Annotated in this window: 23 protein-coding genes and 1 tRNA gene; 15 read left to right on the top strand and 9 right to left on the bottom strand. The window is 71.3% G+C overall.

The annotated features are described in order from the left end of the window. Window positions 1-25: 25 nt before the first annotated feature. Both ACZOOI_RS12185 and ACZOOI_RS12180 read right to left on the bottom strand, forming a co-directional pair. Window positions 26-1,399, bottom strand: coding sequence for a PP2C family protein-serine/threonine phosphatase (locus ACZOOI_RS12185; protein ID WP_465280675.1), 1,374 nt, complete (start codon window positions 1,397-1,399; stop codon window positions 26-28). A gap of 67 nt (window positions 1,400-1,466) precedes the next feature. Then, window positions 1,467-1,931: a MarR family winged helix-turn-helix transcriptional regulator gene (locus ACZOOI_RS12180; RefSeq protein ID WP_465280674.1), complete on the bottom strand. Its 465-nt coding sequence runs from the start codon at window positions 1,929-1,931 to the stop codon at window positions 1,467-1,469. 61 nt (window positions 1,932-1,992) lie between these two features. On the opposite strand from ACZOOI_RS12180, the gene ACZOOI_RS12175 reads away from it, so the two are divergent. Continuing rightward, window positions 1,993-2,508 (top strand): O-acetyl-ADP-ribose deacetylase, encoded by a 516-nt coding sequence (locus tag ACZOOI_RS12175; RefSeq protein ID WP_465280673.1) that lies wholly within the window; start codon window positions 1,993-1,995, stop codon window positions 2,506-2,508. 61 nt (window positions 2,509-2,569) lie between these two features. Here ACZOOI_RS12175 and ACZOOI_RS12170 read toward each other — a convergent pair whose 3' ends face one another. Next, on the bottom strand, window positions 2,570-3,931 hold the full coding sequence (locus ACZOOI_RS12170) for an NlpC/P60 family protein (protein ID WP_465280672.1): 1,362 nt from the start codon (window positions 3,929-3,931) through the stop codon (window positions 2,570-2,572). Between the two features lie 288 nt (window positions 3,932-4,219). After that, window positions 4,220-5,104, bottom strand: a complete 885-nt coding sequence (locus ACZOOI_RS12165) for a class I SAM-dependent methyltransferase (RefSeq protein ID WP_465280671.1) — start codon at window positions 5,102-5,104, stop codon at window positions 4,220-4,222. Between the two features lie 228 nt (window positions 5,105-5,332). Between ACZOOI_RS12165 and mshA the strand changes: the two genes are divergently transcribed. The 5 genes from mshA to ACZOOI_RS12140 all read left to right on the top strand — a co-directional run bounded on the left by mshA (window position 5,333) and on the right by ACZOOI_RS12140 (window position 10,211). Continuing rightward, window positions 5,333-6,652: a D-inositol-3-phosphate glycosyltransferase gene (mshA, locus tag ACZOOI_RS12160; RefSeq protein WP_465280670.1), complete on the top strand. Its 1,320-nt coding sequence runs from the start codon at window positions 5,333-5,335 to the stop codon at window positions 6,650-6,652. A gap of 19 nt (window positions 6,653-6,671) precedes the next feature. Beyond that, entirely contained in the window at window positions 6,672-7,199 is a 528-nt protein-coding gene (locus tag ACZOOI_RS12155) for a type III secretion system chaperone family protein (RefSeq protein WP_465280669.1), read from the top strand. Window positions 7,200-7,233: 34 nt separating this feature from the next. Continuing rightward, window positions 7,234-7,992, top strand: coding sequence for a phosphoglyceromutase (locus ACZOOI_RS12150; RefSeq protein ID WP_396008289.1), 759 nt, complete (start codon window positions 7,234-7,236; stop codon window positions 7,990-7,992). A gap of 351 nt (window positions 7,993-8,343) precedes the next feature. Further along, the gene (locus ACZOOI_RS12145; protein WP_391588171.1) at window positions 8,344-9,534 is read left to right on the top strand and encodes a sensor histidine kinase; all 1,191 of its coding nucleotides are present in this window, start codon (window positions 8,344-8,346) and stop codon (window positions 9,532-9,534) included. Beyond that, window positions 9,531-10,211 (top strand): response regulator transcription factor, encoded by a 681-nt coding sequence (locus tag ACZOOI_RS12140; protein WP_020552235.1) that lies wholly within the window; start codon window positions 9,531-9,533, stop codon window positions 10,209-10,211. The genes ACZOOI_RS12145 and ACZOOI_RS12140 overlap by 4 nt, the downstream gene beginning before the upstream one ends. Before the next feature lie 111 nt (window positions 10,212-10,322). Here ACZOOI_RS12140 and ACZOOI_RS12135 read toward each other — a convergent pair whose 3' ends face one another. Beyond that, window positions 10,323-11,021, bottom strand: a complete 699-nt coding sequence (locus ACZOOI_RS12135; RefSeq protein ID WP_465280668.1) for a hypothetical protein — start codon at window positions 11,019-11,021, stop codon at window positions 10,323-10,325. Window positions 11,022-11,408: 387 nt separating this feature from the next. Here ACZOOI_RS12135 and ACZOOI_RS12130 point away from each other — a divergent pair, with 387 nt between their 5' ends. The 6 genes from ACZOOI_RS12130 to ACZOOI_RS12105 all read left to right on the top strand — a co-directional run bounded on the left by ACZOOI_RS12130 (window position 11,409) and on the right by ACZOOI_RS12105 (window position 17,204). Further along, window positions 11,409-11,891: a CarD family transcriptional regulator gene (locus ACZOOI_RS12130; RefSeq protein WP_020552233.1), complete on the top strand. Its 483-nt coding sequence runs from the start codon at window positions 11,409-11,411 to the stop codon at window positions 11,889-11,891. A 57-nt stretch (window positions 11,892-11,948) separates the two neighbouring features. Beyond that, the gene (gene ispD / locus ACZOOI_RS12125) at window positions 11,949-12,746 is read left to right on the top strand and encodes a 2-C-methyl-D-erythritol 4-phosphate cytidylyltransferase (RefSeq protein ID WP_465280667.1); all 798 of its coding nucleotides are present in this window, start codon (window positions 11,949-11,951) and stop codon (window positions 12,744-12,746) included. Then, window positions 12,736-13,245: a 2-C-methyl-D-erythritol 2,4-cyclodiphosphate synthase gene (gene ispF, locus ACZOOI_RS12120; RefSeq protein WP_465280666.1), complete on the top strand. Its 510-nt coding sequence runs from the start codon at window positions 12,736-12,738 to the stop codon at window positions 13,243-13,245. The genes ispD and ispF overlap by 11 nt, the downstream gene beginning before the upstream one ends. A gap of 67 nt (window positions 13,246-13,312) precedes the next feature. Further along, window positions 13,313-14,722, top strand: coding sequence for a cysteine--tRNA ligase (gene cysS, locus ACZOOI_RS12115; protein WP_391588175.1), 1,410 nt, complete (start codon window positions 13,313-13,315; stop codon window positions 14,720-14,722). A 137-nt stretch (window positions 14,723-14,859) separates the two neighbouring features. Continuing rightward, a complete protein-coding gene (gene rlmB, locus ACZOOI_RS12110) occupies window positions 14,860-15,837 on the top strand; it encodes a 23S rRNA (guanosine(2251)-2'-O)-methyltransferase RlmB (protein ID WP_465280665.1) in 978 nt (325 codons plus the stop codon). A gap of 83 nt (window positions 15,838-15,920) precedes the next feature. Then, complete coding sequence (locus ACZOOI_RS12105) at window positions 15,921-17,204, top strand: TQO small subunit DoxD (RefSeq protein WP_465280664.1); 1,284 nt, start codon at window positions 15,921-15,923, stop codon at window positions 17,202-17,204. A 74-nt stretch (window positions 17,205-17,278) separates the two neighbouring features. Here the strand turns inward: ACZOOI_RS12105 and ACZOOI_RS12100 are convergent, their stop codons facing one another. Together ACZOOI_RS12100 and ACZOOI_RS12095 are read right to left on the bottom strand one after the other, a co-directional pair. Beyond that, on the bottom strand, window positions 17,279-17,707 hold the full coding sequence (locus tag ACZOOI_RS12100) for a PPOX class F420-dependent oxidoreductase (RefSeq protein ID WP_465280663.1): 429 nt from the start codon (window positions 17,705-17,707) through the stop codon (window positions 17,279-17,281). 1,061 nt (window positions 17,708-18,768) lie between these two features. Further along, on the bottom strand, window positions 18,769-19,878 hold the full coding sequence (locus ACZOOI_RS12095; RefSeq protein WP_391588179.1) for an ABC transporter ATP-binding protein: 1,110 nt from the start codon (window positions 19,876-19,878) through the stop codon (window positions 18,769-18,771). Window positions 19,879-20,114: 236 nt separating this feature from the next. On the opposite strand from ACZOOI_RS12095, the gene ACZOOI_RS12090 reads away from it, so the two are divergent. Then, a complete protein-coding gene (locus ACZOOI_RS12090; RefSeq protein ID WP_465280662.1) occupies window positions 20,115-21,140 on the top strand; it encodes a LacI family DNA-binding transcriptional regulator in 1,026 nt (341 codons plus the stop codon). Between the two features lie 165 nt (window positions 21,141-21,305). On the opposite strand, the gene ACZOOI_RS12085 is transcribed toward ACZOOI_RS12090, so the two are convergent. Beyond that, window positions 21,306-21,379, bottom strand: a tRNA-Thr gene (locus tag ACZOOI_RS12085). 171 nt (window positions 21,380-21,550) lie between these two features. Between ACZOOI_RS12085 and ACZOOI_RS12080 the strand changes: the two genes are divergently transcribed. Together ACZOOI_RS12080 and ACZOOI_RS12075 are read left to right on the top strand one after the other, a co-directional pair. After that, entirely contained in the window at window positions 21,551-21,814 is a 264-nt protein-coding gene (locus tag ACZOOI_RS12080) for a GlsB/YeaQ/YmgE family stress response membrane protein (protein ID WP_465280661.1), read from the top strand. 71 nt (window positions 21,815-21,885) lie between these two features. After that, the gene (locus tag ACZOOI_RS12075) at window positions 21,886-22,761 is read left to right on the top strand and encodes an acyl-CoA thioesterase (RefSeq protein ID WP_465280660.1); all 876 of its coding nucleotides are present in this window, start codon (window positions 21,886-21,888) and stop codon (window positions 22,759-22,761) included. A gap of 16 nt (window positions 22,762-22,777) precedes the next feature. Here ACZOOI_RS12075 and ACZOOI_RS12070 read toward each other — a convergent pair whose 3' ends face one another. Beyond that, window positions 22,778-23,257 carry a flavin reductase family protein gene (locus ACZOOI_RS12070; protein ID WP_465281170.1) on the bottom strand — a complete coding sequence of 160 codons (480 nt, stop codon included), beginning with the start codon at window positions 23,255-23,257 and terminating at the stop codon, window positions 22,778-22,780. Window positions 23,258-23,308 lie beyond the last annotated feature (51 nt).

The following is a 23,308-nucleotide window of genomic DNA, read 5'->3' as shown; positions in this document are numbered from 1 at the left end:
CGTTGCTCCCGCGTCCGGTCGTTGCTCACGCCGTACCGTCCTCACCCGTCGTCTGGCCCGGCAACACCGGATGTCCGCCCTGCACGCCGTGCAACGGGCGATCCGGGTCGTGCCGCAGCAGCAATACCGCCACGTCGTCGTTGAGACTGCCCCCATGCAGGTCTTCCACCGCGGCGACCGCCGAATCGATCAGGTCGTAGCCGGAATGCCCGGCCGCCAGCAGCCGGCCGATCAGCGGCAACAGGCCGTCGGTGCCCAGCCGCTCCGGGCCCGGGCCGATCCGGCCCTCGATCAACCCGTCGGTGTACAGGAGCAGCGACCAGTCCGTGCCCAGTTCCATCGACTCGTGGCTCCACCGGCCGTCCGGGAACAGGCCCAGGGCCGGGCCGGTGGCGCCGTCGGACAGCGGTGCGATGCCCCTGGGGGTGAGCAGGAGCGGGGCCGGATGACCCGCGAGGTAGACCCGGCCGCGCCGCCGGTCGGGCTCGATGATGGTCATGCACAATGTGGCGAACATCTCGTCCGAGCGCCGCTCGTGTTCGAAGATCCGCTCCAACGTGGTGAGCAACTCGCCGCCGGTGAGGCCGGCGAAGATCAGCGAGCGCCAGGCGATCCGCAGGTTGACCCCGAGCGCCGCCTCGTCCGGACCGTGGCCGCAGACGTCGCCGATCATCACGTGCACGCGCCCGTCGGCGGTCTGCACCGCGTCGTACAGGTCCCCGCCGAGCAGCGCACGCTGTCGCCCGGGCCGGTAGCGCGCGCGGAAGTCCAGCGACGGGTCGCGCAGGATCGGGGCGGGCAGCAGCCCGCGCTCCAGACGCGCGTTCTCCTGCGCGCGCAGCTCCGACTCCACCAGCCGACGCTGCGACTCGTCGGCCCGCTTGCGCTCCAGGGCGTAGCGGATCGCCCGGGACAACAACGAGCCGTCGATCTCCTGCTTGACCAGGTAGTCCTGGGCGCCGGCGGCCACCGCGGCCGAGCCGCGGTGCGCGTCGGACAGACCGGTGAGCACGATCACCGCGGTCCGCGGCGCGAACAGCAGCAGCCGATGCAGCCCGTTGAGCCCCTCGGCGTCCGGCAGGCCCAGGTCCAGCAGGACACAGCCGATGTCCTCGCCGAGCTTGACCATGGCCTCGGCCATCGACCGGGCCCAGACGATGTCCATCGGATCCGGCGAGTCGGCGAGCAGTTCCTCGACCAGGAAGGCGTCCCCCGCGTCGTCCTCGATGAGCAGGACGCGCAGCGGATGCGCGGCGACCGGGTCCGATGCCGAGGAGGCGGGCATCGGTACCGTGCGGTAGTCGGTCCGTTCGACCGCTCCGCCGTCGCCGCCGTACGCGGGGCGCACGCCACCACCTCCGGGATTGATGTCGCCGTACGAATCGTTGTCGTTCGGCAATCGAAAAAGGACGATAGCGCGGCCGGGTGCAAGCGGGTAACCGTAGGCCGTACGGGGCGCGCCGGACTCAATCCCGGCCGCCGGCCCGTTCCGCCGCGTTGCGCAATACCGAGAGGGATCGCACGAGCGAGTCCAGCTCGTCCGCCTCCAGGTGTATCAAGACTTGGGCCAGGGCCTGTCGTCGAGCCGATCGCAGCTCCTCCACGAAGCCCATCCCCTCGGGCGCCAGCCGCAGTACCACCTCCCGGCGGTCGGTCGCGCTCAGCTCGCGTACCAGCAGGCCGGCATCCTCCAAGCGGTCGCACAGCCGGCTCGCCGAGGACGGGATGGCCCGTAGCCGGGCGGCCAACATGTTCAGATTGATGCCGTCGTGGTCGGCGATCACGAGCAGGGCCCGCAGCTGGGACGGCGACACCCGACCGCGCAGGTCGCCGTGTGCGTGGGTGCGTACCGCGGCCATCCACTCGCACAGTGCGTCCACACGATCGAGCAGCTCCGCGGGTAGGTCCCCTTCTCCTCGGGCCACGGACATCCGGCCACTGTGCCGGCTAATGGAGTGGGAGCGCCACGTCCGGGCCGGCAGGCTGATGCACATGACACCGATAACGCTGGTTCGCGGAGACATCACCGAGCAGCACGTGGACGTGATCGTGAACGCCGCGAATTCGTCCCTGATGGGCGGCGGCGGTGTCGACGGCGCGATCCACCGCAGGGGTGGTCCGGAGATCCTGGCCGAGTGCCGGGCGCTGCGTGCGGCGAAGCTGGGGCGCGGCCTGAAGACGGGCGCGGCGGTGGCCACCACCGCGGGCCTGCTCCCGGCGCGGTGGGTCGTGCACACGGTGGGCCCGGTGTACAGCCACGCCGAGGACCGGTCCGCGCTGCTGGCGTCCTGCTACCGCGAGGCGCTGCGGGTGGCGGACGAGCTCGGCGCGACCTCGGCGGCGTTCCCGGCGATCTCCGCGGGTGCGTACGGCTGGCCGCTGGAGGATGCGGCGCGGATCGCGGTCGAGACCGTGCACGCGACGCCGTCCGGGGTGACCGAGGCGCGCTTCGTGCTGTTCGAGGCGCGGGCGTACGTCGCGTTCGAGCGGGCGGTCGCCGCGTTGTAGGCCCCGGACATGCGGGTGGGCCGGACCCGAAGGCCCGGCCCACCCGCATGTCCGGATCCCGTCAGGTGCCGGTTGTGGTGGCCTTGGCACTGCCCGACGGGGAGCCCGACCTCGAGGTGCTCGGCGCACCGGTCGACGGCGGCGTCGACGTGGGCGGCTTCGAACTCGGCGGCGGCGTCGTGGGCGGCTCGGTGCTCGGCGGCGGCGTGACCGGCGGAGTGGTCACCGGCGGCGTGACCGGCGGTGTCGTCACCGGCGGGGTGACCGGCGGCTTGGTCGGCGGCTTGCTCGGCGGCGGAGCCGGGACGTTGGGGATCGCCGGGGCGTTCACCGTGCCCGCGCCCGCATCGGGACGCACCACGCCGAGGATCGGCATCGAGCCGGCATTGGCCACGGTGATCGTGCGGCCCGGTCGCGGCGCGTGCACCATCTTTCCGTTGCCCAGGTACATGCCGATGTGGCTGGCGTCGGAGTAGTAGACGATCAGGTCGCCCGGTCGCATGTCGGCGACCGGCACGCGCGGCAGCGACGCCCACTGCTCCTGGGAGGTGCGCCGGATCGGCACCCCCGCGAACGCCCACGCCTTCGACGTCAGACCGGAGCAGTCGTAGCCCACGGGTCCCACGCCGCCCCAGATGTACGGCTTGCCGATCTTGTCGATCGCGAACGCGATGGCCAACGCGGCCTTGGGGGTGGTCTGTTGGTCCGGCTTGCCGATCAGGGTGTTCAGCTGGGCCTGGCCGGCCTCCGCGGACAGCGCCTCCATCCGGGCCAGTTCGGTGAGCTGCTCGGGGGTCAGGCCGGCGAGTATCTTCTCGGCCTCGGCGATCCGGGCCTGGATGTCGGCCCGCGAGGCGGCGGCCTCCTGCTCCAGCCGACGGCTCTCGGCGAGCTGGGTGTCCGCGCTCTTCTGCATCGCGGTGAGCTGGAGTTCGGCCTGCTTGGCCCGGGTGATGGTGTCCAACTGGGTCTGCGAGATGTGCTCGTACGCCGGCGCGTCGCGCAGGAAGCCCTGCGGGTTCGACGACAACATCAGGGTGAGCAGCGGGTCCATCCCGCGGGTGGTGTACTGCAACCGGGCCAGCCGACCGAGGTCTTCCTTGGCCTTCTCGACGTTCTGCCGGGCCCACACCACGCCCGCGTTCACGTCGTTGACCTTGACCTGCGTGCGGCCGAGCTGTTCGGTGGTGGCGTTGAAGCGCTCGGTGGCCTGCTCGGCCTGGCGGTACAACTCCTGCACCCGGGCCTGGGCGGCCAGCAGGTCCTGCACCGACGTGATCGCGGTGTTCGCCGGCGGCGGCACGGGCGGGACACCCGGGTCCGCCCACGCGTTGCCGCCGAACAGGGCCGCGCACAACAGCGCCACGCCGCAGCTGGTCACAGCCCGGGTTCGCAGGCCGATACGGCCCCCGAGTTTCACCATGCTTTCGCCCTTTCGGAACTCGATGCTCGCCTGCGACGTACGGGCCGATTCCATCCGACGACGTCGATTCGAACCGGAACCGGTGCTCTCGGAAAGGCAGTTACCGAGCACCGACTCAGCGTCGGATCCTTGCATGTTCCGGCGACGATGGGCAGAGGAGAATTCGTGATCGTCCGGTTATCGGAACGGACGAATCCGGCTATTCACGGACGACACGCCGAGCCGAACCGCGGTCAAGTGAACGCGGTGTGCTCAAGATTTCATGTGCCGTTCCGGATCGGACACGAGTCACCGGAATGTATCAACGGCGCCGGCTGATATGTCGGTGCCCGGCGGCGCCACCGCCGACCACGCCACGGTCACCTCGCCCTGCCGCCGCCGCGCCGGCCCGTCGCACACCGGCCAGTCCCGGGCCAGGGTCTCGGTCGCCGCGAGCCAGCGCTGCCGGGCGCCGAACGCGGCCAGCGGCGCGTGCAGATCCCAGGCCCGGTCGAACGCGGCCAGGAACGCGTGCACCGGCTCGCCCGGCACGTTGCGGTGGATCAACGCCTTGGGCAGCCGCTCGGCCAACTCGGACGGGCGCCCGAAGCCGGCCAACCGGGTGGCGAAGGTGACCGTGCGCGGGCGGGCGTCCGACCCGATGCCCAGCCAGACCGCACGCCGGCCCAACTCGTCGCATGTGCCCTCGACGAGCACCCCCTCCGGGGCCAACCGGGCACACATCCGGGTCCAGGCCGCCGGCACCGCGTCCTCGTCGTACTGCCGGAGCACGTTGAACGCCCGGATCGCGGTCGCCGAACGGCCGGCCGGCAGCGGCACCTCGAAGCCGCCGCGGGCGAAGCTCAGCCCGTCCCGGGCATGGGGGAGCGCCGCGGCCACCCGCTCCGGATCGATCTCGAACCCGATCACCTCGACGTCGGCGCGCACCGTGCGCAGCCGGCGGAGCAACTCGAGCGTGGTCACCGGCGACGCGCCGTAGCCGACGTCGACCACCAGCGGATCCACCGCGCCGCGCAGCAGCGACCCGTGCACCCCGGTCAACCACCGGTCCACCCGGCGCAGCCGGTTCGCATTGGTGGTGCCCCGGGTGATCACCCCGCTGGGCCGCGTCCGGGCGGCGGCCCGCAGTCCCGCTCCCGGGGTGCCGATTCCCGACATGCCGCGCGTACCCATGCTCGCAGGGTAGGGGAACGCCTCCGTGCGCCCCCGCGAGCGGTCCGGATCACACTCCGGCGGGGAATCTGCTCCCATCACGATGGGTTGGTTCTTGAGTTGGGCCGCCAACCCATGGACGGGCGGTCCACGATCGGTAGTAGCTCTGTACAACTAGTAGCTCTGTGTACACGTGGTAGCTCTGTACACCGGACAACCCGACACGGGGCCGGCCTGGGAGGTCAACGAGTGAGCCACCACGTCCAGCGCGCGATCACATTGGGAGCGCGCCGGGGGGCACCTCGTCGAATCGCGACGCTGAGCGTTCACACCTCCCCGCTGCACCAACCCGGCACCGGCGATGCCGGGGGCATGAACGTCTACATCGTCGAACTGAGCAAGCGGCTGGCCGCGCTCGGCATCGAGGTGGAGATATTCACCCGCGCCACCGGCAGCGACCTGCCGCCGGTGGTCGAGATGGCACCGGGCGTCCTGGTCCGGCACGTCACCGCCGGGCCGTACGAGGGCCTGTCCAAGGAGGACCTGCCGGCCCAGCTGTGCGCGTTCACCTCCGGGGTGCTGCGCACCGAGGCGATGCGCGATCCCGGGCACTACGACCTCGTGCACTCGCACTACTGGCTCTCCGGCCAGGTCGGCTGGCTGGCCAAGGAACGCTGGGGCGTGCCGCTCGTGCACACCATGCACACGATGGCCAAGGTCAAGAACGCCTCGCTGGCCGGCGGCGACGCCCCCGAGCCCCGGGCCCGGGTGATCGGCGAGTCCCAGGTGGTCGAGGCGGCCGACCGGCTGGTGGCCAACACGATCGAGGAGGCCGATCAACTGATCGACCTCTACGACGCGGCGCCCGATCAGGTCGCGGTGGTCAACCCCGGCGTGGACCTGGAGACGTTCTGCCCCGGTGACATGGCCGACGCGCGTCGCCGGCTGGGGGTGCCGGTGGACGCCACGGTGATCCTGTTCGCCGGTCGCATCCAGCCGCTCAAGGCCCCCGATGTGCTCCTGTACGCGATCGCCCACCTGCTGCAGGCGGATCCCGCGCTGCGCGACTCGCTCGTGGTCGCGGTGGTCGGCGGGCCCAGCGGCAACGGCATGGCGGCGCCCGAGCACCTGCACAAGCTGGCCGCGACGCTGGGCATCCACGACGTGGTCCGGTTCCAGCGACCGGTTCGTCAGGACGTGCTGGCCGACTGGTACCGCGCGGCCACCGTCGCGGTGGTGCCCTCCTACAACGAGTCCTTCGGCCTGGTCGCCATCGAGGCCCAGGCATGCGGGACCCCCGTGGTCGCGGCGGCGGTCGGCGGCCTGCCCACCGCCGTGCGCGACGGCGTCTCCGGCACCCTGGTGCGCGGCCACAACCCGGTGGACTACGGCCTGGCCCTGCGCGACCTGATCCGCGCCCCCCGACTGCGCCAGGACTACTCCGGCGGCGCGGTCCGGCACGCGGCGGCCTTCGGGTGGTCCTCGGCGGCGGCCTCGATGGCCGAGGTCTACGCCGACACACTGGCCCGCAGCGCGGCCCCGCGTGGGCGGGTCGTGGGCGGGCAGTAGCGTCGAGGCGTCGAGACGAATGGGGTGGGTCGTGGGAGCCGAACAGGATCGGGCCGCGGAGACCGTCCGCGCGGCCCTGAAGGACGCCGGCATCGAATGGGAGCAGTCCGCGCCGACCACGTTCGTCGCGGTGCTGCCGGGCACCCGCAAGCTCAAGACGGCGGTCTCGCTCACGGTGGGCGCACACACCCTGGCGGTGAGCGCGTTCGTGATCCGGCACGCGGACGAGAACCACGCGGCCTTCTACCGCTGGCTCCTGGAGCGCAACGTGCGGATGTACGGCGTGGCCTTCGCCGTCGACAAGCTCGGCGACGTCTACCTCAACGGCCGGCTGCCGCTGGCCGCGGTGAGCGTCGACGAGGTGGACCGGATCCTGGGCGTCGTGCTCCAGGCCGCCGACGACAGCTTCAACACCCTCCTGGAGATCGGCTTCGCGACCTCGATCCGGCGCGAATGGGACTGGCGCGTCGAACGCGGCGAATCCCTGAAGAACCTGGAAGCCTTCGCCCGCTTCGCCGCCCCGGAGAACCGCGAACAGGCGCCGTGACGGCGGCTCGATCGGCTCGATTAGGCTCCTGGGCATGGCTGATGCTCTCTACAAACTGATCCTTCTGCGGCATGGCGAAAGCAAGTGGAACGAAGCCGGACTTTTCACCGGCTGGGTCGATGTCGACCTGACCGACAAGGGTGAGAAGGAGGCCGCGCGCGGCGGGCAACTGCTGCTCGACGCGGGCGTGCTCCCGGACGTCCTGCACACCTCGCTCCAGCGCCGCGCGATCCGCACCGCCCAGCTCGCACTGGACGTGGCCGACCTGAACTGGCTGCCCGTGCGTCGCTCGTGGCGGCTCAACGAGCGGCACTACGGCGCGCTCCAGGGCAAGGACAAGAAGCAGACCCTGGAGGAGTTCGGCGAGGAGCAGTTCATGCTCTGGCGCCGCTCCTACGACACGCCGCCGCCGCCGCTCGCGGACGACGACGAGTACTCGCAGTTCGCCGACCGCCGGTACGCGTCGCTGCCGGAGGAGATCCGACCGCGCACCGAGTGCCTCAAGGACGTCGTCGAGCGCATGCTCCCGTACTGGTACGACGCGATCGTGCCGGACCTGCTCGGCGGCGACACCGTGCTGGTCGCCGCGCACGGCAACTCGCTGCGCGCGCTGGTCAAGCACCTGGACAAGATCTCGGACGCCGACATCGCGGGCCTGAACATCCCCACCGGCATCCCGCTGCTGTACGAGCTGGACGCGAACCTGCGTCCGCTCACCCCGGGCGGGCGCTACCTCGACCCCGAGGCCGCCGCGGCGGCGATCGAGGCGGTCAAGAACCAGGGCCGCAAGTAGACCCGAACATCGGGTGAACATCGATCGGCTTCGCGCGGGGCGCCCACCTGTCACGGAAGGGGTCGGGCGCCCCGCACGCGCCGGGCTGTGGGCCCGAGCGCCGGTTCAGCGACCGCAACTGCCCCCACAATTGCATGCGGAACCGGACTTGCATCCACAGCCGCAGCTTGCCGGGCAGTTGCAGCCCGGCGTGGGGGCCTGCGGCTGGGGCGGGGTCTGCGGGTCGGACATGACGACCTCCGAACGATCACCGGTGACAGGCGTGGCGCACGGATGAACGACACATGAAGATCTGCACGAAGGACCCTCTGGACGGTTTCACCCGTTCGGAGCAGCTCTACCCTGGAACGTGTGGACGTGAACGTTGCTGCTGCCGCTTTGGCCGCCGTATCCGGATTGGCCGTGGGTGTGGCCGGCACCCTGGCCTTCCGCTGGAGTGAGCGCGCCCAGGGCAGAGGCACGGCCGTGGCGCCCGCCACGGGCCCGTCGCTGCCGCCCGGAGTGGCCACGGTGTTGTCCGTGTTGCGCTCCTCGGCGGTGGTCCTGGACGAGTTCGACACCGTCGTGAAGGCGAGTTCGGCCGCCTACAAGTTCGGCCTGGTCCGCGGGGACCAGCTGGTGCCCGACGATCTGCTCGCGATGGCGAAGGAGACCAGACGCGACGGCGAGATAAGGCAGCGGGACCTGTTGTTGGCCCGCGCCGACGGCGAGGCGCACGAGTTCGAGGTGTCCGCCCGGGTCGCGCCGTTGGGCTCGCGGCTGGTGCTGCTGCTGGTCGAGGACCGTACCGAGGCCCGCCGGGTGGACGCGGTGCGCCGCGACTTCGTGGCCAACGTGAGCCACGAACTCAAGACCCCGGTCGGTGCGCTGTCGTTGCTGGCCGAGGCGGTCATGGACGCCAGCGACGACCCCGAGGCGATCATCCGTTTCGCGGGGCGCATGCAGATCGAGTCGGCCCGGCTGACCAATCTGGTGCAGGAGCTGATCGACCTGTCCCGGGTGCAGAACGACCATCCGCTGCATCACGTGGGCCCGGTGCCGCTGGACGAGTTGGTGGCCGAGGCCGCCGACCGCTGCCGCCAGGCCGCCGAATCCAAGCAGATCACGCTGGCGATCGGCGGGGATCGCGAGCTGATCGTGCCGGGGGACCACAATCAACTGGTGATGGCACTGGGCAACCTCGTCGAGAACGCGGTCAATTACAGTCCGGCACGGACGAGGGTCGACATCGAGGTCAGAGCCGAGGCACGGATGGCCGTCATCACCGTTTCCGACCAGGGGCTGGGCATTCCCCAGCGCGACCTGGATCGCATTTTCGAGCGGTTCTACCGCGTCGATCCGGCCCGTTCGCGGGCCACCGGCGGTACCGGCTTGGGTCTGTCCATCGTCAAGCACATCGCGGCGGGCCACGGGGGAGAGGTAACCGTGCGCAGCCTGGAGGGTGTGGGATCCACCTTCACCCTGGTGCTGCCTTTCAAGTCCAGTACCTCTCAATCGATGTCGATGACATCGTCGACCCCATCCATGGAGGCTTCACGATGACCCGTGTGCTCGTCGTCGAAGATGAAGAGTCCTTCAGCGACGCGCTGTCGTACATGCTTCGCAAGGAAGGCTTCGAGGTGGCCGTCGCCGCCACCGGACCCGAGGCCCTGGAGCTGTTCGACCAGGGCGGCGCCGACCTGGTGCTGCTCGACCTGATGCTGCCCGGGCTGCCCGGCACGGAGGTGTTCCGCGGGCTCAGGGCCAAGTCCAACGTGCCGGTCATCATGGTGACGGCCAAGGACAGCGAGGTGGACAAGGTCGTCGGCTTGGAGATCGGCGCCGACGACTACGTCACCAAGCCCTATTCCACGCGCGAGCTGATCGCCCGGATCCGCGCCGTGCTGCGGCGTCAGGGCGGCGAACCCACCGACGAGCCCCGGGCGATCGAGGCCGGGCCGGTGCGGCTCGACGTGGAGGCACACCGGGTCACCGTGGAGGGTCGGCGGATCGACCTCCCGCTCAAGGAGTTCGACCTGCTCGAAGTGCTGCTGCGCAACGCCGGCCGGGTGCTGACCCGGATGCAGCTGATCGACCGGGTGTGGGGCGTCGGCTACGTCGGCGACACCAAGACGCTCGACGTGCACGTGAAGCGGCTGCGCGCCAAGATCGAGCCGGACCCGGGCGCCCCGCGCTACCTGGTCACGGTGCGCGGTCTCGGGTACAAGTTCGAGCCCTGACCGGGCCGGGGGCCACCCCCCTTCCCTACGACGGCGCCCGCGCCGCCCACCGTTGACCGGGGGCGGCGCGGGCGCCGTCGTATGTACCCGTCGTGCGGGTGCCGGGTGCGATCAGCCGCCGGCCGGGGCCGACGAGCTGTTGCGCGGGGTGCCGGTCGTGCCGGTGTTGCCCGTCGCGGGCGCCGTGGCGTTGCCCGTGCTGTTGACGGGAGCCCCCGTGGCGGGAGCACCCGTGGCGGGCGCCGTCTGGGTCGGCGGCGCGGGCGGGGCCGGCGGCGGCGGGGTGAACGCCGGGGTCGGCTTGAGCTGCGCGTAGTAGCTCGTGGGCGCGTGCACCGACACGTCCAGCGAGGTCTCGCCGGCGGTGCCGAACACGAACGTCACCCGACGGAACGAGCCGGCCTGCACCTTGGCGGCGTCCGGGAAGACCAGCGGGCCGAGGTAGGTCTTGCCCAGCGGGCTGTTCGCGGCCACCTCCTTGGGCGGGTCGACCATGTACACGGCGCCGCCGGCCGGGATGGTCAGCGGACCGCCCAGGGCCTGACCCGCGCCGTCGACCGTCACCTTGGTGATCGTCTCGGGCTTGGTGCCCTCGTTGAACAGCGCACCACCGAGCGCGACCAGGTTCTTGCCCGGATCGCCCGTCACCAACTGGACGTTCTGGATCTTGAGCGAGCCGAACGCCGTATTGGCGGTGTCGGGCTTGATCTCGTTGGTCTCGGCGTCCTTGCCACTGGCGCAGCCCGCGGCCAGGGGAAGGACGACGGCGACGGTGGCGGCGAGGGCGCCGCGTCGAAGGCTGCGGCTCACGGCGGCGGCATCTCCTTGAAGATCTTGGATCGAGGACCGGTCAGGACGACCGGGGACAGCGTACTCAGGCCGGGCGGACGACTTGTACGCGGCTCACCGCCCCGCCGCCCCGGCGGCGACCGGGACGAGCCCGCTCGATGATCTCGAACACGGGGCCGACACCGGTGGGACCCGTGTGACATATGGGTCGCGCGAGAGTGGCCGGCTCGCGACCGGGAGGGGCTGTTTGTCGGTTTTGTTCGAGTCCTGCGGGTGTGGGGTTCCCTGTCCCAGCACGGCCACAGGCCCGTTGTCAAGCCCCGACTAAGGCTCTGACCTGCGCAAACGTCATTCAGTAGGGGCGTGTCCCGTGTTACCCTAGAAAGCCACGGAAGGGGTACCTGTCACATGACGTTCAAGGTTGGCGACACCGTGGTCTACCCCCATCACGGGGCCGCGCTGATCGAGGCGATCGAGCAGCGCACGATCAAGGGTGTGGACAAGACCTATCTGGTGTTGAAGGTCGCCCAGGGTGATTTGACCGTCCGCGTGCCTGCGGACAACGCGGAGTTCGTCGGTGTTCGGGACGTGGTGGGCCAGGAAGGGCTCGACCGCGTCTTCGAGGTGCTGCGCGCTCCGCACACCGAGGAACCGACGAACTGGTCACGACGTTACAAGGCGAACTTGGAAAAGCTCGCTTCCGGTGACGTTATCAAGGTCGCGGAGGTCGTGCGCGATCTATGGCGCCGCGAGCGTGACCGCGGCCTGTCGGCAGGCGAAAAGCGCATGCTGGCAAAGGCTCGGCAGATCTTGGTGAGCGAGTTGGCGCTCGCCGAGAACACGAACGAGGACAAGGCCGAGGCCATCCTCGACGAGGTTCTGGCTTCCTGAGCCGTAGGATCCGCCCGTCGATGACGGACGGATCCGCCGGTGCGGTGTCGACGCCACATGGCGTCGGCGCCCGGGTGGTTTGAGGGGACTTCGTTGAACGCTGCGGTCCTTGTGCCCGCTGCAGGGCGTGGTGAACGGCTCGGTCCCGGTGCGCCCAAGGCGTTGCGTGAGCTTGGGGACATCCCGATGCTGGTGCACGCCGTCCGGTCGCTGTTGGCTGCCCGCGGGGTAACCGCGGTCGTGGTCGCCGCACCGCCGGACGGTGTCGCCGGTGTCCGGGACATTTTGCGTGCGCATTTGCCTGCGGAATCACCCGTACGGGTGGTCGCAGGCGGTGCGACACGCCAGGAATCGGTGCGATTGGCGCTGGCTGCCGTGGCGCCCGAGCACGATGTCGTGCTCGTGCACGACGCTGCGCGGCCGTTCGTGCCGGCCCGGGTGGTGGAGGCGGTGATCGCCGCCGTCGCCGACGGGGCCGACGCGGTGGTGCCCGCCATGCCCGTGGTGGACACGGTCAAAGAGGTTTCCTCGGTCGACGGCGCGGAGACGGTGGTGCGCACGGTCGACCGGTCGCTGCTGCGCGCCGTACAGACCCCACAGGGTTTTCGGCGGGCCGTGTTGGCGCGCGCGCACGCCGAGGCCGGCGGATTCGGCGGGGAAGGTGCCACCGACGACGCGGGCATGGTCGAACGCCTCGGCGGCACGGTCGTGGTGGTGCCCGGTTCGGAAGAGGCGTTCAAGGTGACCCGCCCATTCGACCTGCTGCTCGCCGGCGCGCTGTTGGCGCGCCGCGCGGCGGCGGCGGACGGGCCGGCGATCGGCGCGGAGAGTACGGAGATCGACGTTGTCCGGTGAACACACCGCCCCGGTCGGGCTGCCCCGCACCGGGATCGGGGTGGACGTGCACGCCTTCGAAGAGGGCCGCGAGTTGTGGGTGGCCGGTCTGCACTGGCCCGGCGAGACCGGGCTGGCCGGACACTCGGACGCCGACGTGGTCGCGCACGCCGCGTGCGACGCGTTGTTCTCGGCGGCCGGAATCGGCGACTTGGGCGCGCACTTCGGCACCTCGCGGCCACAGTGGTCGGGAGCGTCCGGGGTGACGCTGTTGACCGAGGCGGCGCGACTGGTGCGGGCGGCCGGGTTCGAGATCGGCAACGTCGCCGTCCAGGTGATCGGGGTGCGGCCGAAGGTGGGCCGGCGCCGGGCCGAGGCCGAGGCCGCGCTGTCGGCCGCGGTCGGTGCGCCGGTGTCGGTGTCGGGCACGACCACCGACGGGCTCGGTCTGACCGGGCGAGCCGAGGGGGTGGCCGCGATCGCCACCGCGCTCGTGGTGGCGACCGGAGTCCACCGGTGACGATCGTTGTTCGAACCGAGGGATAACGGGGAACGCCGCGCCGCTCCGACGCTCTAAGCTTGCGCGTGTGAGCATGCGCCTGTACGACACCAGCACCCGCACGGTCCGGGACTTCGTGCCGCTTGTCGAGGGACAGGTCTCGATCTACTTGTGTGGTGCCACCGTGCAGGCACCGCCGCACATCGGGCACATCCGATCGGGGCTGAACTTCGACGTGCTGCGCCGGTGGTTCGCCCACCGCGGCAACAACGTCGTGTTCTGCCGCAACGTCACCGACATCGACGACAAGATCATCGCGAAGTCGTGCATGCAGGAGATTCCGCACTGGCAGCTCGCCCAGACCAACGAGCGTGCCTTCGCGGACGCCTACACCGCGCTCGGCTGCCTGCCCTCGACGGTGGAGCCGCGGGCGACCGGGCACATCCCCGAGATGATCGCGATGATGGAGCGGCTGATCGCCACGGGGCACGCCTACCCGTCCGGCGGCGACGTCTACTTCGACGTGTCCTCGTTCCCCGCCTACGGCGCGCTTTCGGGTCAGAAGCCGGACGCGATGCGCGAGGCGGAGGACGCGGGCGCGGGGGCGGCCGGCAAGCGGGATCGGCGCGACTTCGCGCTGTGGAAGTCGGCCAAGCCCGGCGAGCCCTCGTGGGAGACGCCGTGGGGGCAGGGTCGTCCGGGCTGGCACCTGGAGTGCTCCGCGATGGCGCACAAGTACCTGGGGCCCGCGTTCGACATCCACGGCGGCGGGCTCGACCTGGTGTTCCCGCACCACGAGAACGAGATCGCCCAGTCCAAGGCGGCGGGCGACCCGTTCGCCAACTACTGGATGCACAACGCATGGGTCACCCTCAGCGGTGAGAAGATGAGCAAGTCGCTCGGCAACTCCGTGCTCGTGACGGAGATGCTCAAGCGCTGGTCGCCGCTGGTCCTGCGGTACTACCTGGCCACCCCGCACTACCGGTCGATGATCGAGTACAGCGAGGAGGCCCTGCGCGAGGCCGAGGTCTCGTTCGGGCGGATCGAGGGTTTCCTCGAGCGCGCGGGCGAGCAGACCGGGGTGATCGAACCGGCGGCGCAGGTGCCGGCGGTGTTCGCGGCGGCGATGGACGACGACCTGGGCGTGCCGCAGGCGATGGCGATCGTGCACAACACCGTGCGCGACGGCAACACCGCACTGGCGGCGGGCGACAAGGACGCCGTCGTGCGGCATGCGGCGGACATCCGGGCGATGCTGGGCGTGCTCGGCATGGACCCGCTGTCGGAGCAGTGGACGGCGGGCGCCTCGGCCGGTCGTTCGGACGAGCTGCGCGGGGTGGTCGACCACCTGGTCAAGCTCGCGCTCCAGCAGCGCGAGGCCGCGCGGGCCCGCAAGGACTACGCCGCGGCGGACGCGGTCCGGGACAGCCTCACGGCCGCCGGGGTCGTGGTCGAGGACACCCCCGACGGCCCCCGGTGGACGCTGCACCGGGACTGAGCCGACAAGGGCCCGCCGGGCCCGACGAGAACGTGCCGTACGGCCGGATCGCCACGAGGTGGCGGGCCGGCCGTACGGTTGTAGTGGCGGTCGCCCTCCGGAGCGGCCGGGGATCGCAACGAAGGGATGTACCCGTCATGGCCGGCAACACGGAGCGCCGTAACAAGCGCAACGAGGGAAGCAAGAAGGGGCCCTCGGTCGGTACTGGTGGGCACAGCCGCCGGGCGCTCAAGGGCAAGGGGCCGACGCCGCCCGCGGAGATGCGCAAGGGGCACGCCAAGCAGCGCGCCGCCAACGCCGCCGCCAAGCGCAAGGCCGCGGCGCCGGCCGCCCGCCGGGCTCCCGGCGGTCGTCCCGGACGTGGCGGCAAGAGCTCGAACGAGCTGGTCGCGGGTCGCAACTCGGTGCTCGAGGTGCTGCGCGCCGACGCACCGGCCACGTCGCTGTTCATCGCGCAGTACATCGACAGCGACGACCGGGTGCGCGAGGCGATGAAGATCGCCAACGTCCGGGGCATCCCGCTGATGGAGATCCCGCGTCCCGAGCTGGACCGGATGACCGACGGCGCGATCCACCAGGGCCTGGTGCTCCAGATGCCGCCGTACGAGTACGCGCACCCGGACGACCTGGTGGTCGAGGCGCACGAGCGCGGCGAGACGCCGATCATCGTCGCGCTCGACAGCGTCACCGACCCGCGCAACCTCGGTGCGGTGATCCGCTCCGCGGCGGCCTTCGGCGGCCACGGCGTGGTCGTGCCGGAGCGGCGGGCGGCCGGGATGACCGCGGGCGCCTGGAAGTCCTCGGCGGGGGCGGCCACCCGGGTGCCGGTGGCCCGCGCGGCCAACCTGACCCGCGCCCTGGAGGCGTACAAGAAGGCGGGCCTGACCGTGGTCGGCCTCGCCGCCGACGGGGACATCTCGCTGGAGGAACTGGCCGCGGCGACCGACCCGATCGTGGTGGTCGTCGGTTCCGAGGGCAAGGGCCTGGGCCGGCTGGTCCAGGAGACCTGCGACATCACCGTGCGGATCCCGATGGCGGGCGGCAACGAGTCGCTCAACGCCGGTGTCGCGGCGAGCATCGTGCTCTACGAGGTGGCCAGGCGGCGCGCAGTGTAGCGCTGCACGGGGGCGGTATGGGCCCACATCGGGTAATACGCGAAGGGCCGCATCCTCGGGGGACCTCGCGCGGTTATTGATGCGTGGACACCAGAACGGAAGGCAGCTTCGGCGGTGCTGTCGGGCTGTTGCCCTCGCCCTCGGCGGTGCGCGACCCCGGCGATCCGGCGTCGCTCGCCACTCCCACGAAGACCTTGCGGGTGGTGATCGGCGGTCCCCGGACCGGCGGCGCCGGCAAGCCCGCGCCCGGAGCGGGTGGAGCGGCGGACGACGCCACCACACGGCTGCCGGTGATCCGGGACGACGCCCCCCGGCGGCGGGTGCCGCCGGCGCGTCGCGAGCCGGGCGCCGGGCGTGAGCGGGACGGCACCGCGACGCCGGTGCCCGCGCACGCGCGCCGGGCGACCCTCCAAAGCGGCACGGTGCTGTTGCCGCTGCGACTGTTCCTGGGCGGGGCGTTCCTCGTCGAGGGGCTGCGCAAGCTCTACGCACCGGGCTTCCTGGACCCGAGCTCGACCGACTCGTTCGGGCATCGGATCGGAGTGCTGCGCGAGGGCAGCCTGTCGCCGTCGGTGATGGACCTGGCCGCCGACCACGCGATCGCGGCCGGCCTGCTGTTCGCGTTCGGGCAGGTGGTAGTCGGCTTCGCGGTCATGCTGGGGTTGTGGACCCGGCTCGCGGGCCTGCTCGGCATGCTCCTGTCGCTGGGCGTGCTGATCGCGGTGGGCACCGGCTCCTCGCCCTATCACGCGCCCTACGTGGTCTTCCTGGCCGCGTTCAGCCCACTGGCGCTGGCGGGAGCGCCGATGTACTCGGCGGACGCGTGGTTGTCGCTGCGCACCTGGCGCGGCCCGATCATCACTCCCGTGCGGGCCCGGCGGCGCAAGCTCGGCTACGGCTCGATGCTCGCCTGCGCGGGGGTCGGCGCGACGCTGCTCGCCGGGTCGTTGCTCGGCGGCGGTCACCGGCAACTCGACGAGTCGGACACCGGCAGGGTCGGCGACCAAGAGGGACCCGCCGCCTCCATGGCCCCGGCCGCTCCCGCGACCGGGCAGCCCGGCGGTGCGGTGGCGACCCAACCGCGGCCGCCGGTGACCGAGCCCTCGGCGGCGCCCGCGCCGGGCGGCCGGGAGAACGCGCAGCCGCAGAACACGCCGCGCGCGACGAACACCCCGCCGCCCACCATCAGGACCGGCACGGGCACGGCCAAGTCGGCCTCCCCCGAGGGCGGTACGGAGAAGAAGTCGGCCCGGCCCTCGACGCCGGCCGCCGGGCCGGCCGGCTCCACGGGCTCGACCGCGGGTTCCTCCGGCGTGGGCGCCCCCGGCCCCGGCGCCGGCAAACCGCTGGGCGGCCTGCTCGGCTGACCCCCGAAAGCACGACACGGCGCCGGGGCCCGCACACGATGCGGGCCCCGGCGCCGTGTCCTGTCCGGTCGCGGTCAGCCGGTGATGTTCCGGTCCGCGACCACGTGGTGGATGTGCACATGGACGACCTGTTCGCCGTCGACCGGCTCCCGGTCGACCACCTTGTCCGCGCCCATGTACCGCGCGGCGATGCGACTCGGCCAGATCCGCAGGTCGGCCGGATCCGCCGAGATCCGAGCCTCACCCTCGACCACGACGTACGCATACGGCGGCCGGTCGTCGTCCACACACAGGCTCACCCGCGGGTCGTTGGCGAGGTTACGACCCTTGACCGAGGACGCGAACGTGGTGAAGACGAGTTCGACGGTGTCGCCCCGATCGTCGAGATCGAACCAGATCGGCGCCACGTGCGGTCGTCCGTCGACCCGTACGGTGGCCAGCTTCCCGGTACGCGGCCCGGCCAACAAAAAGGCCCGCCATTGGCTCTCGGTCATCCGCTCCATCCCCCGAGTCTGCCCGCTCCCACCCCGAATCCGATCCAACGCCACCAGCCCCGACCGCCCGGGACCGGCGCAAGGCCGCGGTTCGAGGCCCAAACCCGCCAATGCCCCAAGCCGAGCCCCACCCCCGAGCCCCACCCCCGACCCCCGACCCGCCTCCCCACTCCTCCAAACCCCCGGCGCGTCAGCGCCCCCGACCCGCGCCCCCCACGCGATCGACGCGCGAAGCGCGGAGAGCGGCGGAGCCGCAAAACCAAGACTTCGTGACCCGGAGCGAAGCGCAGGGACACGAAGTCACGAGCGAGGGGCCACTTTTTTCTCGGAGGAGCGAAGCGGGGGAGAGAAAAAAGTGGTGCCTCGCGAGCCGGCGCCGAAGGCGCCCAACAAGCAGCAACGCCGCACCCCCGACTCCGGCCGCCCGGTTTCGCAGTGCCCTCGACGTCGGTGGGCCAGGCTCGCCGCACCCGCGACTCCGGCCGCCCGGTTTCGCGGCACCCTCGACTCCGGTGGGCCGGGCTCGCCGCACCCCCGACTCCATCACCCAGGCTCGTTGCGCCCGTGACTTCGGTTGCCGGGGTTCGTGATGCCCCCGACTCCGGTCGCCCGGATTCGTGGCGCCCGCGACTTCGGTGGGCCGGGTTCGTGATGCCCCCGACTCTGGTCGGCCCGGGTTCGTGGCGCCTCTAGTCGGCCCGGGTTCGTGGCGCGCACGCCCCGTGGACCGGGCTCGTTGCGCCCACGACTCCGGCCGACCCGGTTCGTGGCGCGCACGCCCGGTTCGTGGCGCCCGCGACTCCGGTAGGGCGGGTTCGTGCTCCATCCCCGCTCGACCAGGTTCGTGGTGCCCGCGTCTCCGGTCGCCCGAGTTCGCCGTCCATCCCCCCGGCCGACCAGGCTCGTGACGCCCCGACTCCGGTCACCCTGGTTCGTGACGCCCCGACTCCGGTCGACCGGGTTCGTGGCGCACACGCCCCGGTCGACCGCCCTCGTCAGATCCGCGCCCCGCGCACCCGCGCAGGACCCGCGCCCCGCGCAGACCCGCGACCAATCCCCCAACAATCCAATCAGTCGTGCAGTCGCTCGCCGGTCTTCGTCGAGAACAGGTGCGTCTCGCCGCCGGTCGGGACGACGTGCAGGACGCCGCCCTTCTCCGGCACGTCACGGCCGGGCACGCGGACGACCAGGGGCTTGGTCTCGCCGTCGATGGTGACCGAGCCGTAGACGAAGGCGTCCGAGCCGAGTTCCTCGACCACGTCCACCGAGACCGCGAGGCCCTTGCTGTCCTTGGACAGGCCCTCGGCCGAGTTGATCTTCAGGTGCTCGGGGCGCACGCCCAGGGTGACCTTCTTCGCGCCTTCGGCGACGGCCGCCTCGCGGGCCTCGCGGGAGACCGGTACGACCGCGTCGCCGAAGCGGATGCCGTCCTCGGCGAGGTCGACCTCGATCAGGTTCATCGCGGGCGAGCCGATGAAGCCGGCCACGAACACGTTGGCCGGGCGGTCGTACATGTTGCGCGGGGTGTCCACCTGCTGGAGCAGACCGTCCTTGAGCACCGCGACGCGGTCGCCCATGGTCATCGCCTCGACCTGGTCGTGCGTGACGTACACGGTGGTGATGCCCAGGCGGCGCTGCAGGCCGGCGATCTGGGTACGGGTCTGCACGCGGAGCTTGGCGTCCAGGTTGGACAGCGGCTCGTCCATCAGGAAGACCTGCGGCTCGCGGACGATCGCGCGGCCCATCGCGACGCGCTGGCGCTGACCGCCGGAGAGCGCCTTCGGCTTGCGGTCCAGGTACTCGGTGAGGTCGAGGATCTTCGCGGCCTCTTCGACCTTCGCGCGGATCTGCTTCTTGTCGATGCCGGCGATCTTGAGCGCGAAGCCCATGTTCTCGGCGACCGTCATGTGCGGGTACAGCGCGTAGTTCTGGAACACCATCGCGATGTCGCGGTCCTTGGGCTCCAGGTTGGTGACCTCGCGGTCGCCGATGTGGATCGAGCCGCCGGTGACCTCCTCGAGACCCGCGAGCATGCGCAGGGAGGTGGACTTTCCGCAGCCGGAGGGACCGACCAGAACCAGGAACTCGCCGTCCGCGATCTCCAGGTCCAGCGCGTTGACGGACGGGCGCTCGGCGCCCTTGTAGGTACAGGTCGCCTGCTTGTAGCTGACCGTGGCCATGGTGATGTGTCCTTCCACCGGCAGGAACGTGCCGGACGATCCGAGTGGAGGGTGAAGTACCCGGTGCTGATTGCCCGTGTGTCGCGCTGGGCAAGTGGTCTAGTCCATTCTTGACGGACTGCGATCACCGTACCCGGGCGCACGGGATCTGTCAGCAGTCGGGATCGCCGGAAATGTTTTGCGTGACCCGCAAAGCCCTGCGAAATCCTGCTGAAAGTCTCACTAGGCTGCGGGGCATGAAGGCTCGGCTGGCGGACATCGCAACGCAGGCAGGGGTCAGCGAGGCGACCGTGAGCCGGGTGCTCAACAGCAAACCCGGAGTCGCGGACGACACTCGGCGGGCCGTCCTGACCGCACTCGACGTGCTCGGATACGAACGGCCCGCCCGGCTTCGGCGCCGCAGCGCCGGCCTGGTCGGGTTGATGCTCCCGGAGTTGGACAACCCGATCTTCCCGGCGTTCGCGCAGGTCATCGAGCGGGCGTTGGCGCATCACGGGTACACGCCGGTGTTGTGCACGCAGACCCCGGGCGGGGTCACCGAGGACGACTACACCGAACTGCTCCTGGAACGCGGGGTGTCCGGGATCGTGTTCGTCTCCGGTCTGCACTCGGACTCCGGCGCGGACCTGTCCCGCTACCTGCGCCTGGTCGAGCGCGGCCTGCCGATGGTGTTCGTCAACGGCTTCGCGCCGGGCGTGGACGCGCCGTTCATCTCCAGCGACGAGGCGGTCGCGGTGGAGTTGGCGATAGGGCACCTGGCCTCGCTGCGGCACACCGCGATCGGGCTCGCCGTCGGACCGGAGCGGTACGTGCCCACCGCGCGCAAGATCGCCGGCTTTCGGCGCGGGCTCGCCGAGCGGTTCGGGGTCGAGGACGCGGACGGCTGGATCGAGCGGTCGCTGTTCTCGGTCGAAGGTGGGCAGGCGGCAGCCGGCGCGCTGTGGGAGCGGGGGGCGACGGCCATCGTGTGCGGCAGCGACCTGATGGCACTCGGCGCCGTGCGGGCGGCGCGCGAGCGCGGCCTGCGGGTGCCGCAGGACGTCTCGGTGGTGGGCTACGACGACTCTCCGCTGGTGGCGTTCACCGATCCGCCGCTGACCACGGTGCGCCAGGCGGTGCAGGCGATGGGTGCGGCGGCGGTGCGAGCGCTGCTCGACGAGATCGGCGGGGGCCGGGCGCCGCGTACCGAACTGATCTACCGCCCGGAACTGGTCGTCCGGGCCTCCACCGGGCCGGCGCCGGACATCCTCCGCCGAACGTAGGCGCATTCGCAGGCGAAATCGTCGGCGGCATCGGGGCCGGCACGTGGTTCGTGGCCGGCTCCATGTCCGGGGGGCACAACACCCGCCCGGCGCGTGCCGTTACACCCAGGCGGCCGAAACGAAAACCGGCCACCGACCGCGTTTCCGCAGGCCGGTGGCCACGTGAGCCCCGAGTCGGGTTCGAACCGACGACCCCGCGCTTACAAGGCGCGTGCTCTGGCCAACTGAGCTATCGGGGCGTGTACTGGACCATTTTGCACCGTGGCCACCCGGCAGGCGCAACCACCTTAGGGCTTTGTGGCTCGGGTGTGTTCGCGTTAACGCGTGGTGATCGTGGGGAACAGGAGACACCTGCCCGGAAAAGTCCGGGTCGAGGTGTTTTGTTCGACTGCCGCCGGCTGGAGGAACCCGTGACGTTCGTTGGTTTGATCATCGCCGGCATCATCATCGGCGCGCTGGGGCGGCTCTTTCTCCCCGGCAAACAGAAGATCGGCTTCCTGGCCACGATGGCGGTGGGCATCGCGGGCACGCTGATCGGCTACGGCATCGCCGCCGGGCTCGGTGTCGAGGAAACCAGGGGAATCGACTGGCTCCGGTGGATCATCAGCATCGCGGTGGCCGCGTTCCTGGTGTCGCTGGTCGTGAAGTTCACCGGAAGGGGTGCGCGACACTGACCCCGATCCGGAACTGACGATCCGTCAGGGGTGCTGCCGGCCGCGGCCCGACGGGCTGCGATCATGCGCGCATGGCTGGTGGAGTGTCGATGTGGCCGAGCATCGCGACGGACGACCTGGTGGACGCGCTGGAGTTGGCTCCGGTGGGGCCCGCGGACCCGGGCGGGCCCGGCGCGGTGGTCACCTTCCGGGCGCGCAACATCGTGACCCCGATCCCGCGCACGCTGGGCGCGCAGGTGCTGGCGCAGACGGTGGTGGCGGCCGAACGGGTGGTTCCGCACATGGCGGTGCACACGCTCCAGGGCGTGTTCCCCCGGGCGGGCGATCCGGCCGAGCCGGTCGAGGTGCGGGTCGAGCGACTGCACCAGGGCCGGTCGGCGGCGATGCTCCAGGTCGGCTTTCGCCAGGGCGCGCACGAGCACTACCGGGCGTTCGTGACGCTCGGCGTGCGCGGCCCCGAACTGGTCCGGCACGCCGACCCGTTGCCGGTGCAGGTGCCGGGGCCCGAGGAGTGCGCCGAGTTGCCGGTGCCGATGTTGCCGTGGGAGGTGCGCACGGCCGGCGGGTCGGCCGCCTTGGCCCCGGAACTGGCCGGGCCGCCGCGGCTGGACCTGTGGACGCGCTGCGCGCGGGTCGAGGACACCGCGACCATGGCCCGGGCGATTCTGGCCTGGACGACCGAGGGCTTCCTGGGTCCGGTGGCGCTGCGGCCGTATCCGCGCGCCGAGATCGAGCGGCGCGGCGGGCGGTCGATGTCGGTGGCGCTGGCCCAGAACATCACCTTCCACGAGGAGTTCTCGGCGCACGAGTGGCTGCTGCTGCGATGCGCGAGCGAGTACGCGGGCGACGGGCGCATGCACGGGCGGATCCGGGTGTTCACCCGGGCCGGACGCCTGGTGGCCTCGGTGACGGCGGACGGCCTGATGCGGCCGGGCCCGCGGCCCTGAGGATGCTGCGCCGGGCTCAGCCCAGGCTCTGGTAGCGGCCCCGGAAGTGCAGCAGCGGCGGGCCCTCCGGGCTGGGCAACTCCACGTCGAGCACCGTGCCGACGTACAGGATGTGGTCGCCGGCCTCGACCACCTCGTGGGTGCGGCATTCCAGGGTGGCCAGGGCGCCGCCGACCAGCGCGGCGCCGGAGATCGGGCCGCGGCGGTGCGGGATGTCGGCGAACATCAGTCGGTCGCTGATCCGACCGGGGATCGCGAAGCGGCCGGCGATGTGCCGTTGGCTCTGCGAGAGCAGCGACACCGCCCACAGCGGCTGCTCGTCCAGCACGTCACGCATCCGGGCCTCGCGGCGCAGGCTGATCAGCACCAGCGGCGGGTCCAGGGACACCGACATGAACGCGGTCGCGGTCATTCCCACGTCGTCCACGGGACCGCCGTCGTCGGGGTCGCCCTCGACGGCGGTGATCAGCACCACGCCGGCGGCGAATCGGGACATTGCGGCCCTGAAGGCGGCTTCGTCGACGGGCGGCGGCAATGGCTGGGACAC

The sequence above is a fragment of the Embleya sp. L77 genome (genome assembly GCF_055557415.1).
The sequence above is the reverse complement of the archived record's forward strand: the minus strand, read 5'-3'. Positions and strand labels throughout refer to the sequence as shown.

Coding starts and splice junctions, on each gene's coding strand:
- ACZOOI_RS12155 (WP_465280669.1), top strand. CDS start 6,672: ATGGGGTGGGTCGTGGGAGCCGAACAGGATCGGGCCGCGGAGACCGTC.
- ACZOOI_RS12175 (WP_465280673.1), top strand. CDS start 1,993: ATGACACCGATAACGCTGGTTCGCGGAGACATCACCGAGCAGCACGTG.
- rlmB (WP_465280665.1), top strand. CDS start 14,860: ATGGCCGGCAACACGGAGCGCCGTAACAAGCGCAACGAGGGAAGCAAG.
- ACZOOI_RS12170 (WP_465280672.1), bottom strand. CDS start 3,931: ATGGTGAAACTCGGGGGCCGTATCGGCCTGCGAACCCGGGCTGTGACC.
- ACZOOI_RS12075 (WP_465280660.1), top strand. CDS start 21,886: ATGGCTGGTGGAGTGTCGATGTGGCCGAGCATCGCGACGGACGACCTG.
- ACZOOI_RS12095 (WP_391588179.1), bottom strand. CDS start 19,878: ATGGCCACGGTCAGCTACAAGCAGGCGACCTGTACCTACAAGGGCGCC.
- ACZOOI_RS12100 (WP_465280663.1), bottom strand. CDS start 17,707: ATGGAGCGGATGACCGAGAGCCAATGGCGGGCCTTTTTGTTGGCCGGG.
- ispD (WP_465280667.1), top strand. CDS start 11,949: ATGGCGTCGGCGCCCGGGTGGTTTGAGGGGACTTCGTTGAACGCTGCG.
- ACZOOI_RS12150 (WP_396008289.1), top strand. CDS start 7,234: ATGGCTGATGCTCTCTACAAACTGATCCTTCTGCGGCATGGCGAAAGC.
- ACZOOI_RS12180 (WP_465280674.1), bottom strand. CDS start 1,931: ATGTCCGTGGCCCGAGGAGAAGGGGACCTACCCGCGGAGCTGCTCGAT.
- ACZOOI_RS12165 (WP_465280671.1), bottom strand. CDS start 5,104: ATGGGTACGCGCGGCATGTCGGGAATCGGCACCCCGGGAGCGGGACTG.
- ACZOOI_RS12140 (WP_020552235.1), top strand. CDS start 9,531: ATGACCCGTGTGCTCGTCGTCGAAGATGAAGAGTCCTTCAGCGACGCG.
- ACZOOI_RS12090 (WP_465280662.1), top strand. CDS start 20,115: ATGAAGGCTCGGCTGGCGGACATCGCAACGCAGGCAGGGGTCAGCGAG.
- ACZOOI_RS12130 (WP_020552233.1), top strand. CDS start 11,409: ATGACGTTCAAGGTTGGCGACACCGTGGTCTACCCCCATCACGGGGCC.
- ACZOOI_RS12070 (WP_465281170.1), bottom strand. CDS start 23,257: ATGTCCCGATTCGCCGCCGGCGTGGTGCTGATCACCGCCGTCGAGGGC.